This is a genomic window from Trichlorobacter sp. (assembly GCF_034008105.1).
Lineage (GTDB): Bacteria > Desulfobacterota > Desulfuromonadia > Geobacterales > Pseudopelobacteraceae > Trichlorobacter.
This window is the reverse complement of sequence record NZ_JAVEPN010000017.1, coordinates 23,269-36,145: the sequence shown is the minus strand read 5'-3', so window position 1 is coordinate 36,145 and position 12,877 is coordinate 23,269. Positions and strand designations below refer to the sequence as shown.

The following is a 12,877-nucleotide window of genomic DNA, read 5'->3' as shown; positions in this document are numbered from 1 at the left end:
GGGCTAACGCTCCCGCAGCGCCGTCAGGCGCGAGGTATCCAGCGAGGAAAATTCCCGGCTGATATGCTTGATCACAATCCCCATCACAAAGGTGCCCACCAGCAGATCCAGCAATACCCCGGCCTCCACCATCACCGGCATCGCCTCAGTCAGCAGCAGGCCGAAGATGAAGATACCGTTCTCCAGCACCAGATACCCCAGCACCTGGGAGATCGCCTTGCGCCGCGTGGTCAGCAGCAGACAACCGGCCAGCAGGGTGGCGATGGAGGCCGGCAGAAAGAGATGCCCGTGATGGGTCGCCGCCAACGGCAGGCGAGCGGCAAACCAGAACGCCAGGGCCGTGCAGATGGCCCCCAGCACCAGGGTGGCGCCAAATCCCAGGTGCGGCTGCAACTCCTGCTTAGCCTCACTACGCTTGATCGCCTGGGCAATCAGCCAGGGCACCAGCCCACCCTTGACCAGCAGGATACCGACCGTAATCAGCGCCAGATGCCAGGAAAACGGGACCAGGATACCGGGCAACAGCCCCAGCATGACCCCTTGTGCCGCCACCAGCCTGACGCTGAGCTGATGGCGTCCGGTACCCAGCAGCACGAAGTTGAGCAGCATCACCACGATCAACAGCTGATCAGTCAGAAAGATTGCGGTCATGCCTCACCTCACCGTCAGCAGCAGGGCAAAGGCGGCCAAGGCAGCGGCCGCAACCAGCAGGCGAGGCACCTGCAACAGGCGCAGGCGCGCCATGACCGATTCAACCAGCCCCACCGCCACCGCCAGCACCAGCATGCCAGCGCTAAAGGAGAGCCAACCAAGCAGCCCCTCGCCGATGCCGAACGGCAACGCCAGATGGAGCACCAGCGCCCCCAACACAAACAGCTTCAGAGCGGCGCTGTAGAGGATCATGCCAAAGGCCGGGCCGCTGTGATCCAGCACCATTGCCTCGTGGATCATGGTCAGTTCCAAGTGGGTGGTGGGATCATCAAAGGGGATGCGGCAGTTCTCCGCCAGCAGCAGGACAAACAGGGCCCCCACCATCAGCAGCAATGCCGCTGCTTCGTAGGGCCACATCTCGCCAGAGGCGTGCGTAAGCAGCCCGTTCAGCGACAGCGAACCGCTCTCCCTGGCGAGGGCCACCAGCACCAGGAACAGCACCGGCTCGGTCAGGCAGCCGAAGGTCACCTCACGGGCGGCCCCCATCCCCTCAAAACTGGAGCCGGTATCCAACGCCGACACAGTGGTAAAAAAGCGGGACAAGCCAAACAGGTAGGCGAACAGCACCAGATCGCCGATAAAGGCCACTGGCGGATTATGTCCGCCAAAGGGGACCAGCAGAGCGGCCAGCAGGGTGGCGGCCAGCGCCACCAGCGGCCCGGCCCTGAACAGCCAGCTGGTGGTGCGGCTGAAGACCGAACCCTTGCGCCAGAGCCGAGCAAGCTCGACATAGGGCTGCAGCAGCGGCGCTCCGCGCCGGCCAGCCATCAGCGCCTTGGTGCGGTTGATCACCCCGATCAACAGCGGCGGCATCAGCAGCGCCAGCAGGATATGGATCAGTGTATCTACCATAGGGCCCAGACCATCAATGCAAACAGTGTGGCGAAGATGTACACAAGGTAGAGGTGCAGCTGTCCGTGCTGCAGTTGCCGCAGGAAGGAGCTGTACTGCTCCAGGTGACGCAAGAACGGCAGGAGCCAGAGATCAAGCACCACCTCCGGCACGTGGCTACTGAAACGTGACCTGGCCGGCGCCAGTTCCTGCCGCGGCAGACCGGGGCGGTGGCCGTAAGGACGCAGCAGTGGCGCCAATAACCCCACCAGTCCATCGGCAAACGATGAAGCGCTGTACTGCATACGCGGTGTGGGTGCCGGGTAACCGCAGCCCCAGGTGTCAGCAGCGGTACAGCGGCTGCTGCGCAGACGGCTGCGGTAGACCAGCGCCAGCAGCAGCACTAAACCCAGCAGCGCCAGCCCCATCAGGGACAGCCAGCTTAACGGCGCCGCGCCAGCCAGACGAAGCGACTCCTGCTGCAGCAGCGGATGCCAGCTGACCGCCGCTTCAAGCAGCGGCGCCAGCGCCACTGGCGCCAGACCGATCAGCAGGCAGAGCAGTGCCAGCAGTCCCATCGGCAGCAGCATCGGCCAGCCCGGCTCGTGGGCGTCGTCCGCCAACGGTTGCCGGGCCGAGCCCAGAAACACCACGCCGAACACCTTCACAAAACAGGCCACCGCCAGTCCCCCCACCACGGCCAGGGCCGGAATGGCCAGTGCAGCCAACACCGCCGCGCTGCCGCTCTCGCCCATCACCTGGCGAAACAGCCCCAGATAGACCATCAGCTCACTGACAAAACCGTTCAGGGGCGGCAGACCGCAGATGGCCGCCGCCCCCACCAGAAAAAACAGGCCGGTGCGGGGCATCACCCGCACAAGCCCACCCATCCGGTTCAGCTCGCGGCTAGCGCTGACGTGGATCACCGCCCCGGCCCCCAGAAAGAGCAGTGCCTTGAAGATGGCGTGGTTGAGTACGTGCAACAGCCCGCCGGCCAGGCCCAACAGGGCGATGCCGGGCCGCCCCAGCGACAGGCCGCACAGCCCCACCCCCAGCCCCATACAGATGATGCCGATGTTCTCGATGCTGTGGTAGGCCAGCAAGCGCTTGAGATCATGCTGCCCGAGGGCGAAGGCCACCCCGGCCAGAGCCGAGACGATACCCAGCGCCAGCAGGGTCAGCCCCCACCAGAGGGGCGGGCTGTCGAACAGGGTCACGGTGCGCACGATACCGTAGATCCCCATCTTGAGGATCACGCCGGACATGATGGCCGAGGCGTGGCTGGGTGCGTTGGCGTGGGCCGACGGCAACCAGACGTGTAGCGGCATCAGGCCGGCCTTGGTTCCGAAGCCGAGCAGCGCCAGCAGGAAGATGGTTGCACTCGCCGGACCCACAGCCGACAGGCTACCGCTGGCAGGCAGTACAAAGCTGCCGGTACGTTGGTAGAGCAGAGCAAACAGGGCGATCAGCACCAGGGTGCCGGTGTGGGTGGCGATCAGATAGAGGGTACCGGCGTCACGCACCTCGCGCTGGCGGTGGTCGGCAATCAACAACAGGTAGCAGGACAGCGCCATCCCCTCCCAGGCGATCAGAAACAGCAGGCTGTCACCGGCCAGCACGATCACAGCCATCGAACCGGCCAACAAGGCGTACATGCTAGACATGATCCGGTCGTAACCACCCCTTGCCGGGCGGTAGCGCAGGGCGTACAGAGCACCGCAGGCGCTGATCAGAAAGATCGGCAGCAGAAACAGGGCTGCCAGCGGGTCCAGCACCAGCTGTGCAGGACCGCTGGGCATAGACCAGGACAGTTCCCAGGCGGTACGGCTGTGAGAAAGGAGGGTCAGGACTGATGCGGGGATGCCGGCCAGGGCGGCCAGCGTGATCATGACAGCCGTCCAGGACTGGCCGGCACGTGCGGAAGGCAGCAGCAGACCCGGCAGACCGGCCAGCAGCAGCACAACCACCGAAACAATAACAATGTTTGAGCTGGCAAAACAAACAGACTCGCAACCGGCCATTCCACACCCCTGACAGATGAAGCCAGCCCACTGTTATCAAGCTTTGCAAAATCAACAAAACTGCTCGTACAGGTCCGTTTGTACGCCAATCCGCTGCAAAACACAACCACAAATGAACATTGTTTTACTGCATAACAGATTTGGGTATTGCCAAACCGTTTTGCAGGGTGTAACACAAAGGCCAGTTGGCACAAAGGAGCACCCACACCATGAAACGGCAGCAAATCTCCCGCTGGATCCCCAAGTCAATCGAGGCATTGAAAACCTATTCCCGCAGCGATTTCACCGCTGACCTGACCGCCGGCCTGACCGTCGGCCTGGTGGCCCTGCCCTTGGCCATGGCCTTCGGCATCTCCTCCGGGGTCACCCCCCAGGCCGGCATCTACACCGCTGTAATCGCCGGCTTCCTGATCTCGGCCTTAGGCGGCTCCCGCACTCAGATCGGCGGCCCCACCGGCGCCTTTGTGGTGGTGATTGCAGCCATCATCGCCGAACACGGCCTCTCCGGCCTGCTGATGGTGACCATGATGGCCGGCATGATCCTGATCTTCCTGGGGCTGACCGGCCTGGGCAACGCGGTCAAGTTCATCCCCCGCCCGGTGGTGATCGGCTTTACCAACGGCATCGCCGTGCTGATCGCCTCCACCCAGATCAAGGACTTCCTGGGTCTGGCCACCAGCGCCCCGGTGCCCAGCGAGTTCATCGAACGGATGCGCTTCATCGGCGAGCATATCGGCAGCCTCAGTCCAGCCACCATCGGCCTGGCCTCCAGTTCACTGCTCTTGATCCTGATCATGCCCCGCATTACCCGCAAGGTGCCCGGCTCCATCGTGGCACTGTTGCTGGCCACCGCTGCTGTGGCCCTGTTTAACGTCCCGGTGGAGACCATCGGCAGCCGATTCGGCGGTATTCCCACCGGCCTGCCGCCGCTGCAGGTACCGCAGCTGCGGGCCGACCTGATCATACCGCTCTTGCCCGCAGCCATGACCGTCGCCCTGCTGGCCGCCCTGGAAAGTCTGCTGTCAGCCGTTGTTGCCGACTCGATGAGCGGCGACCGCCACAACTCCAATGTGGAGCTGGTGGCACAGGGCGTTGCCAACCTGACCGTGCCGCTGTTCGGCGGCATCCCGGTCACCGGGGCCATTGCCCGCACCGCCACCAACATCCGCTCCGGCGCCCGTTCCCCCATGGCCGGCATTATCCACGCGCTGACGCTGCTGGCGATCATCCTGTTTGCCGCGCCGCTGGCCAAGTTCATCCCCTTGGGCGTGCTGGCGGCAGTGCTGTTTGTGGTGGCTTACAACATGGGGGAATGGCGCGAGATTCCGATGATACTCAGGCAAGATCGCAAAGATATCGCCGTCTGGCTATTCACCTTCGCCCTGACCGTGGTGGCCGATCTGACCATTGCCGTGGAGGTTGGTATGGTGCTGGCGGCATTGCTCTATATCTATCAAGTCTCACGCACCACGGTGGTGGCCCGGCTGACCGCCGAGAACATCGAGAAGGCACGGGCCCACATCATCCAGGACCACAACATACCCCACTATGTCAGCATGTTCCATATCCAGGGGCCGCTGTTGTTCGGCGCTGCCGAGAAGATGAACCAGCTGACCGACAAGCTTGACGACCTGCAGCCGATCGTGATCCTGCGGCTGCGTTTCATGACCGCCCTGGACGCCACCGGCCTGCATGCCATCGAACAGTTCCACGAACGGCTGCACGCCTCGGGCCGCGCCCTGCTGTTGTGCGGCAGCCGCGGCCAGCCCAAGCGGCTGATCTACACCTCGCTGCCCAAGGTGATCGGCGCCCGCAATATCCTGCCCAACATCCGTTCGGCCTTGAGCCGGGCCGAAGAGATCTACGAGCGGTTTGGCGGTGTGGGTGATGAGGCCGCCCAGGGGCTGGCTGAAGCACCGGTGTAAACGGACAACGGCCGGGACAGATCGTCCCGGCCGTTGTTTCTAGCTCTCCCTGCGCTGCATCATGCAGCTGCCCACCCAATGGTTGGCGAACTGCAGGGCAATCCGACCGCTGTTATCCCCCTTCTGACGACACCAGAGAATGGCCGCCTGCCGCGCCTCCTCGTTCCAGAGCCCCTGCAGGCCATGCCGGGCTGCCATCCGTTCCACCCACTGACGGGTTACCTCCAGAAACTGATCCTGACTAAAGGGATGAAAGCCGACCCACAGCCCAAACCGACCGGAGAGCGAGATCTTCTCCTCCACCGCCTCGCCGTGATGGATCTCGTTGTTGACCAGCATGGCGCCGCGGTTGTCGCTCTCGTACTCCGGCAGCAGGTGCCGGCGATTGGAGGTGACGTAGATCAGCACGTTCTCCGGCGGGGCGTAGACCGAGCCGTCCAGGGCGCTTTTCAGCATCTTGTAGCTGGATTCGCCGGTCTCGAAGGAGACATCGTCAGAAAACAGGATGAAGCGGTACGGCTGACGTTTGATCAGGTCAACCATGGCCGGCAGGTGCACCAGGTCGTCCTTGTCCACCTGGATCACCCGCAACCCCCGGGGAGCATAGCTGTGCAGCAGGGCCCGCACCAGCGACGACTTGCCGGTGCCGCGGGTGCCCCACAACAGCACGTTGTTGGCCGGCGCACCGGCCAGAAACTGGCGAGTATTCTGTTCCACCACCCGCTTCTGCTCGTCGATCCCCAGCAGGTCATCCAGCTGCATCGATTCGATCTCCGGCACCGGGTCCAGGTAACCGCTGGCAGCCCGGCGACGCCAGTTGGCGGCGTGGGTCACGGACCAGTCCACCTCCGGCACCGGCCGGGGCAGGATCTGCTCCACCGCGTTCAACACCCGGCGCAGCTGCTCAACCATCTCCTTATCAAGGGTCATTAACGGCATCGACGGCTCCCCTCCTGTTTCATGCACTAGCAACCCGCACTGGGGTTGGCTGCAAGACGCGCTGCAGTTCTGCCGGGGTGAGCCCCACCAGATAGCCCCGCTTGCCGCCGTTAAGATAGATCAGCGGCAGCGACAAAATGGACTCTTCCACATAGACCGGCATCTGACGCCGGACGCCAAAGGGCGAGGTGCCGCCCACCAGGTAGCCGGTGTGCTTCTGGGCCACCTCAGGTCGGCAAGGCTCCACCGAACGGACGCCGATCTGACGGGCCAGCTCCTTGGTTGAGACCTGACGATCGCCGTGCATCAGCACAATCAGCGGCTGCTTGGCGTCATTCTCCATCACCAGGGTCTTGATCACGCAGTGCTCATCAACCCCCAGCTCCCGCGACGAGACCGCCGTGCCGCCCTTCTCCTCATAGTTGTACAGATGATCGCTGAAGCCCACCCCGGCTGCCCGCAGGGCTCGCACCGCCGCAGTGACCGGTGTCTTTTCCTTGGCCATAGTCGAAACCTCTCAACAGATGCGGGGAAGTTGCTCCCCCGCCAGCATCTCAATCATCCGCATCCCGCCAACACTGGTCCGCATCCGCACCCGGCCCGGCTCACCCTGCTCCACCCGACCGATAATCGCAGCATCGCGCCCCAACGGCAGCCGCTGCAGCGCCTCCAGCGCCGTCTCTGCAACCTCCGGCGCCACAAAGGCCAGCAACTTGCCTTCGTTGGCCACATACAGCGGATCAAGCCCCAGCATGTCGCACAATCCCCGTACCTGGGATTTGACCGGAATGGCGGCCTCTTCGATGGTCAGCAGCACACCCGATTGGATGGCGATCTCCTTGAGGGTGGTGGCAATACCACCCCGGGTCGGGTCGCGCAACACATGCAGCCCGTCCCCGGCCGTTTTCAGCAGCGCCGCCACCAATCCCCACAACGGGGCCGAATCGCTCTGCAATCCCCCGGCATCCAACCCTTCCCGGGCAGCCAGCACCGCCATGCCGTGATCGCCGGCACTGCCGGACAGGATGATGCAATCACCCGGCCTGGCACTGGCGCCGTGGATCTCCAGGCCATGCTCCAGCAGCCCCACCCCGCTGGTGGTGATGAACAGCCGGTCAGCCTTGCCGCGGGGGACCACCTTGGTGTCACCGGTCACCACCTGCACACAGGCCCGGTCAGCTGCCCGCCGCAGGTCAGCCAGCAGGTCAGCCAACTCCCGGCGACTGAACCCTTCCTCGATGATCAGCCCACAGGAGAGCCACAACGGACGGGCGCCGATCATGGCCAGGTCGTTAACCGTGCCATGCACCGCCAGCGAACCGATGCTGCCACCGGGGAAACGTAACGGGTCCACCACGTAGCCGTCGGTGGTGAAGGCCAGCCGGCTGCTACCAGCCTGCAGCAGGGCGGCATCATTCTGCTGATTAGCCGTCAACCCCGAAATGGTCGGCACCACCAGTTCACCCAACAACTGATGACTTAAGGTGCCCCCACTGCCGTGGCCCAACATGATCAGATCGGTATCCATAGCTCTCGCTCCCTGCTGACGCAGACTAGCACGTAGGTAGCGGGGTGTCATCTCCTGATCGCCCACCCCTGTTTTCTGTTCCCAAGCCACCCTGCTTCATGCTACAAAAACGCTTTATTTTCACATCTCAGAAATCTGTTTGCTGGAGGATTCCATGTCTGATTACCGCCCCTTGACCGCCCTGCCGCCCGTACCCGGTTACACCACCGGCGATGTCCTGGTGCTGTTCGGTGAACTGTTCGGACGGGGCTATGCCAACGGCCTGGTGGAAGAGGCCAAACGGCTGGGTATGACCGTCATCGGCACCACCGTAGGCCGCCGTGACAGCGACGGCACCCTGCGCCCGCTGACCGCCGAGGAACTGACCGAGGCAGAAGCGCTGCTGGGAGCCAGCATCATCAACATCCCGCTGGAGGCCGGTTTTGATATGGAGACCCCGGACGGCCAGCCTTCGATCGCCGAACAGCTGAAAAAGGCCAAGCCGGACGAGTGGCAACAGGTCAGCTTTTCCGCCGAGTTCATAGCCAAGGCCCAGGCTGCCGGCCAGGCACGCTTCACCGCCAACGTGGCCCAACTGGCCACTGAACTTGAACGCCGCATACCGGCCGGGGCCAACCTGCTGTTTGCCCACACCATGGCCGGCGGCATCCCCCGGGCCCGCTTCTTTATGCCCCTGTTGAACCGCGTGTTCAAGGGCACCGGCGACAAGTACCTGCCTTCGGAGCCATTCTGGCAGAGTGGCGTTGGCCAGCTATGCGACGCCAGCTTCAACGAAGTGACCGCCGACACCTTCCGCTACCTGTTGGACGGCACAGCCAGCCTGCGTCAGCGTGTAACCGCAGGCGGCGGCAAGGTGGCCTACACCGCCTACGGCTACCACGGCACCGGCATCCTGCTGAACGGCGAATACCGCTGGCAGTCCTACACCCCCTACCTGCAAGGTTTTGCCAAGATGCGGCTGGAAGATATCGCCGCCGAGGCACGCCAACAGGGGGTCAACGCCACCGTCTTCAACTGCCCCGAGATCCAGACCAACTCCAGCGCCCTGTTCCTGGGGGTTGAGCTGTCGCTGTACCCGCTGCTGCACTCGGTACGCAACGCAGTTGGCGCTGCCGCTGCTCCCCTTGAGCAACGCTGTGCTGAGCTGCTGCAGGAAGACACCACCCTGGCTGGCCTGCTGGCCGAGGCTGACGCCTACCTGACCAACCCGCTGATCAACGATTCACTGGAGTTCAGCGGCTGGCCCCAGCACTCAAGCAAAGAACAGATGGAACTGATGCTGGCCACCTCAAACCGCCTGATGGCCCTGCACCGCGACCAGAAGCAACTGGTCTGCGCCGAGCTGTCCCGACTGGTGTTCCGGGCCACCGGACGCCTGATTGTGCAGGGTTCCTGGAGCAGCCAGGAGGCAGCCGTCTGGCTGAACCACGACCTGATTGCACAGTTGGTGGCCGATCAACGTGGCGCCGACCTGTTGGACTAACCAGAAAAAAGGAATTCCCATGAAGCTGCTCCGTCATTGCCTGATCCTGCTTACCATCTGCCTGCCACTGTTCTCCGGCTGTGCCAGCACACCAACCGCTGACCCCAGCGCCCAGGAGCTGTACGCCCGTGGCGAATCATCCTTCACCAAAAGCCGCTATCAGGAAGCCATCGGTTACTGGAAACAGGTCAAGGAGCAGTTTCCCGAGCCTGAGTTGATGGCCAAGGCCGAGATCGGCATCGCCAACGCCTATTTCCTGGATAACGAGTATATCGAGGCCGGCGCTGCCTACGAGGATTTCCGCCGGCTCCATCCGACCCATGATCTGGCCCAATTCGCGCTCTACCGCCAGGCGTTGTCCAGCTACAACCTGATCACCGGCATTGACACCGACCAGGTACCGGTGAAAAATGCCCTGTCCCTGTTCGAGACCTTTGTCAAACAGCACCCGAAATCCGAGTACGTGCCCAAGGTACAGGAAAAGATCGCCGAATGTCGTGGCATGCTGGCCCAGTACGAGATCTACGTCGGCCGTTTTTACTATCGCACCGACGCCTACCAGGCGGCTATCGGCCGGCTGGAAGGCGCCCTGACCCAATTCCCCGATTACACCGGCCATGACGAAACCCTCTACTACCTGGCCAAGGCCAGCCTCGAGGCTAAGCAAAAGGATAAGGCCCAAACCGCCTTGAGCCGTCTGATCCGCGAGTATCCCAAGAGCAGCTACCTGGGGGATGCCCGCAAGCTGCTGGCTGACAAGCTATGACCACCGCGCTCTGGATAGTGGGGGCCTACCTGCTGGGGTCAATCCCCACCGGCCTGTTGCTGGGCAAACTCTACGGCATCGATGTCCGCAGTGAGGGCAGTGGTAACATCGGCGCCACCAACCTCTACCGCACCGTGGGCCGCAAGGTAGGCATCTGGACCCTGCTGGGCGATTGCCTAAAGGGATTTCTGCCGGTCATGCTGGCCTGGCAGCTTGGGCTGGGCGAGCCGCTGCAGGCTGCGATCGGTCTGGCCGCCTTCTGCGGCCATGTCTTCTCCATCTTCTTGCTGTTCAAGGGGGGTAAGGGCGTTGCCACCGCCCTGGGGGTCTACCTGGCCCTTGCTCCGCTGGCGGTGCTGGGGGCCCTGCTTGTCTTTGTCCTGTTGGTGGCTGTCTGGCGTTACATCTCGCTTGGCTCCATCGTGGCCGCTGCGGTCATGCCGCTGATCATCTTCTTGCGGCCCCATTCCAACGAGCTGCTGCTGGCCACGGTCCTGATCTCGACCCTGGTAATCATCAAACACCACGCCAATATCAGCCGCCTGCTGTCCGGCACCGAATCGAAGTTCAAGGCCTAACGGCTCTTCTCTTTTTCTCCTCTCTCTTCCCATCCACTGACCTGACACAAAAAAAGCGGGGAGGCATTTTGCCTCCCCGCATTGCATTCTAGTTCAGACCAACCGTTACGATCTTAGTGGTCGATAGCCTTTGCCATGCCCAGGCCGGTGTTCTGGCGGACATAGATCTCGTCCCACATCTCCTCTGCCCTGCGGCAGGGGAAGGCCAGGGTGGCCAGGATGGCGGCGATGAAGCCCAGCGGGATGGAGACGATGCCGGGGTTCTTCAGGTTAAACAGCGGCTTGGACAGGCCCAGCATGGACTTGCCACCACGGTTTTTAGCCTCTTCTGCCTTTTTGGCCTCGATGGTCTTGAGGGTCTTTTCCATGGCTGCAGGGGCAACCAGACCAGCGGCGATTTCTGCCTCAAGCTTGGTGTAGGCAGCCTTGGCATTGTCGGCTACCCGGTCGGGGTAGGTCATGTTGGGGGAGACCATGACCAGGCCGATGGAGGCGATGGTGCCGACAACCAGGCCGGCAACCACACCGGCGGTGTTGAATTTCTTCCAGAACAGCGACATGACGACGACCGGCAGGTTGCCGGAGGAGGCAACGGCAAAGGCCAGGGCCACCAGGTGGGCAACGTTTTGCTTCTCGGCAGCGATACCGATCAGGATGCCGACGGCGCCGACGCAGAAGGAGGTGATCCGGGCTGCCATAACCTGCTCATGCTGGTCGGCATGGCCGTCTTTGATGACGTTGACGTAGATGTCGTGGGCGATGGCGGCGGAGGCTGCCAGGACCAGACCGGAGACGACGGCCAGGATGGTGGCGAAGGCCACGGCGCAGAGGAAGGCCAACAGCAGGTCGCCGATGAAGGGTGAGAATTCGGAACCCATGGTTTTGGCCAGCATCATGGCAGCCATGTTGCCGCCGGCGTCTACTTGCTTGATGCCTTGCGGGGAGAGGTGGACGGCAGCGCCGAAGCCCAGCAGGGTGGTCAGGATGTAGAAGGAGCCGATGATGAACATGGCAACGATAACTGATTTACGGGCTTCCTGTGCGGTGGGAACGGTGAAGAAGCGCATCAGGATGTGGGGCATACCGGCGGTGCCGAGTACCAGGGCCATGCCGAGGGAGATCTGGTCGAGGGGGTTGGTCAGGAACAGACCCGGCTCGAGGAAGCGTTGACCGGCGTCGGCGGTGGCGGTGCCGGCGTCTACTTCTTTGAGGTAGATCGGCAGGAGCTTGACGTGGTCAATGATGTTCTGGTTGGTGGCGATGTCGGTGAAGAACTGGAACGGGCTGAAGCCGGATTTGATGGCTACCATAACAGAAAGAATAAAGGCGCCGGTCATCAGCAGGCCGGCCTTGATGATCTGGACCCAGGTGGTGGCGGTCATGCCGCCGAAGACGACGTAGCCGACCATCAGGATACCGACGCCGACAATGGCGATGGTGTAGTTGATGCCCAGCAGCAGTTGCATCAGTTTACCGGCGCCGACCATCTGGGCGGTGAGGTAGAAGGTGGAGACGGATACGGTGGAGATGGCGGCGACGGCACGTACCGGCTTGGGCGAGGTGCGGAAGGAGAGGATGTCGCCCAGGGTGTATTTACCGGCGTTGCGGCAGGGCTCGGCTACGATCAGCAGAACGGTGATGTAGGCCACGAGCCAGCCGACGGAGTACATGAAGCCGTCATAGCCGTAGAGGGAGATCATGCCGGAGATGCCCAGGAAGGAGGCAGCCGACATGTAGTCGCCGGCAATGGCCCAGCCGTTCTGGGTGCCGGTGATGCCACCGCCGGCGGTGTAGAAGTCAGCAGCCGATTTGGTTTGCTTGGCAGACCAGACGACGACGGACATGGTGGCGGCGATGATGATCAGGAAGATCGGTATGGTGACCTTGGGGTTGGCCTTGAGGGTGGCCTTGGACTCTGCGGCAGGCGCAGCAACTTTGGCGGCGTCTACGGCAGGGGCCGCAGCAGCGGCAGGGGCCTGGGCGGCTACCGCAGGGGTGGCTTCGGGGGCTTTGGCAGCCTCGGGGGCGGCGTAGGCGGCGATACTCAGGGAGAGTACGCAACCAAGAGCTACTAACAGTCTCTTCATGATATCAC

11 protein-coding genes are annotated in these 12,877 nt (G+C 62.9%); 4 read left to right on the top strand and 7 right to left on the bottom strand.

Annotation, left to right across the window (positions count from 1 at the left end; all coding sequences use genetic code 11):
* Positions 1-3: 3 nt before the first annotated feature.
* The 3 genes from RBQ93_RS10750 to RBQ93_RS10740 are packed head-to-tail and all read right to left on the bottom strand — an operon-like array spanning position 4 to position 3,563.
* A complete protein-coding gene (locus RBQ93_RS10750; RefSeq protein ID WP_320372120.1) occupies positions 4-651 on the bottom strand; it encodes a hydrogenase in 648 nt (215 codons plus the stop codon).
* Between the two features lie 3 nt (positions 652-654).
* Positions 655-1,563: a respiratory chain complex I subunit 1 family protein gene (locus tag RBQ93_RS10745; protein ID WP_320372119.1), complete on the bottom strand. Its 909-nt coding sequence runs from the start codon at positions 1,561-1,563 to the stop codon at positions 655-657.
* Complete coding sequence (locus RBQ93_RS10740; RefSeq protein WP_320372118.1) at positions 1,557-3,563, bottom strand: proton-conducting transporter membrane subunit; 2,007 nt, start codon at positions 3,561-3,563, stop codon at positions 1,557-1,559. Before RBQ93_RS10740 ends, RBQ93_RS10745 begins: the two co-directional genes overlap by 7 nt.
* A gap of 209 nt (positions 3,564-3,772) precedes the next feature.
* Between RBQ93_RS10740 and RBQ93_RS10735 the strand changes: the two genes are divergently transcribed.
* Positions 3,773-5,488: a SulP family inorganic anion transporter gene (locus RBQ93_RS10735; RefSeq protein ID WP_320372117.1), complete on the top strand. Its 1,716-nt coding sequence runs from the start codon at positions 3,773-3,775 to the stop codon at positions 5,486-5,488.
* 39 nt (positions 5,489-5,527) lie between these two features.
* Here RBQ93_RS10735 and RBQ93_RS10730 read toward each other — a convergent pair whose 3' ends face one another.
* The 3 genes from RBQ93_RS10730 to hypE are packed head-to-tail and all read right to left on the bottom strand — an operon-like array spanning position 5,528 to position 7,955.
* The gene (locus RBQ93_RS10730) at positions 5,528-6,418 is read right to left on the bottom strand and encodes an ATP-binding protein (RefSeq protein WP_320372135.1); all 891 of its coding nucleotides are present in this window, start codon (positions 6,416-6,418) and stop codon (positions 5,528-5,530) included.
* Between the two features lie 28 nt (positions 6,419-6,446).
* Positions 6,447-6,932: a Cys-tRNA(Pro) deacylase gene (gene ybaK / locus RBQ93_RS10725; RefSeq protein ID WP_320372116.1), complete on the bottom strand. Its 486-nt coding sequence runs from the start codon at positions 6,930-6,932 to the stop codon at positions 6,447-6,449.
* A gap of 12 nt (positions 6,933-6,944) precedes the next feature.
* Positions 6,945-7,955: a hydrogenase expression/formation protein HypE gene (gene hypE / locus RBQ93_RS10720; RefSeq protein ID WP_320372115.1), complete on the bottom strand. Its 1,011-nt coding sequence runs from the start codon at positions 7,953-7,955 to the stop codon at positions 6,945-6,947.
* 154 nt (positions 7,956-8,109) lie between these two features.
* Between hypE and RBQ93_RS10715 the strand changes: the two genes are divergently transcribed.
* Genes RBQ93_RS10715 through plsY form a run of 3 tightly spaced genes read left to right on the top strand, consistent with a single transcriptional unit; the run spans position 8,110 to position 10,782 of the window.
* Positions 8,110-9,438, top strand: coding sequence for an enoyl-acyl carrier protein reductase FabMG (locus RBQ93_RS10715; protein WP_320372114.1), 1,329 nt, complete (start codon positions 8,110-8,112; stop codon positions 9,436-9,438).
* A gap of 19 nt (positions 9,439-9,457) precedes the next feature.
* Entirely contained in the window at positions 9,458-10,204 is a 747-nt protein-coding gene (locus RBQ93_RS10710; protein WP_320372113.1) for an outer membrane protein assembly factor BamD, read from the top strand.
* Complete coding sequence (plsY, locus tag RBQ93_RS10705) at positions 10,201-10,782, top strand: glycerol-3-phosphate 1-O-acyltransferase PlsY (RefSeq protein WP_320372112.1); 582 nt, start codon at positions 10,201-10,203, stop codon at positions 10,780-10,782. The genes RBQ93_RS10710 and plsY overlap by 4 nt, the downstream gene beginning before the upstream one ends.
* Before the next feature lie 113 nt (positions 10,783-10,895).
* Here the strand turns inward: plsY and RBQ93_RS10700 are convergent, their stop codons facing one another.
* Positions 10,896-12,869, bottom strand: coding sequence for a cation acetate symporter (locus RBQ93_RS10700; protein WP_320370850.1), 1,974 nt, complete (start codon positions 12,867-12,869; stop codon positions 10,896-10,898).
* Positions 12,870-12,877: the final 8 nt, after the last annotated feature.

Bases quoted from the DNA above. Each gene is read 5' to 3' on its own strand.
- RBQ93_RS10710 (WP_320372113.1), top strand. From the start codon at position 9,458: ATGAAGCTGCTCCGTCATTGCCTGATCCTGCTTACCATCTGCCTGCCA.
- RBQ93_RS10745 (WP_320372119.1), bottom strand. From the start codon at position 1,563: ATGGTAGATACACTGATCCATATCCTGCTGGCGCTGCTGATGCCGCCG.
- RBQ93_RS10730 (WP_320372135.1), bottom strand. From the start codon at position 6,418: ATGACCCTTGATAAGGAGATGGTTGAGCAGCTGCGCCGGGTGTTGAAC.
- hypE (WP_320372115.1), bottom strand. From the start codon at position 7,955: ATGGATACCGATCTGATCATGTTGGGCCACGGCAGTGGGGGCACCTTA.
- RBQ93_RS10715 (WP_320372114.1), top strand. From the start codon at position 8,110: ATGTCTGATTACCGCCCCTTGACCGCCCTGCCGCCCGTACCCGGTTAC.
- RBQ93_RS10735 (WP_320372117.1), top strand. From the start codon at position 3,773: ATGAAACGGCAGCAAATCTCCCGCTGGATCCCCAAGTCAATCGAGGCA.
- RBQ93_RS10700 (WP_320370850.1), bottom strand. From the start codon at position 12,869: ATGAAGAGACTGTTAGTAGCTCTTGGTTGCGTACTCTCCCTGAGTATC.
- RBQ93_RS10750 (WP_320372120.1), bottom strand. From the start codon at position 651: ATGACCGCAATCTTTCTGACTGATCAGCTGTTGATCGTGGTGATGCTG.
- ybaK (WP_320372116.1), bottom strand. From the start codon at position 6,932: ATGGCCAAGGAAAAGACACCGGTCACTGCGGCGGTGCGAGCCCTGCGG.
- RBQ93_RS10740 (WP_320372118.1), bottom strand. From the start codon at position 3,563: ATGGCCGGTTGCGAGTCTGTTTGTTTTGCCAGCTCAAACATTGTTATT.
- plsY (WP_320372112.1), top strand. From the start codon at position 10,201: ATGACCACCGCGCTCTGGATAGTGGGGGCCTACCTGCTGGGGTCAATC.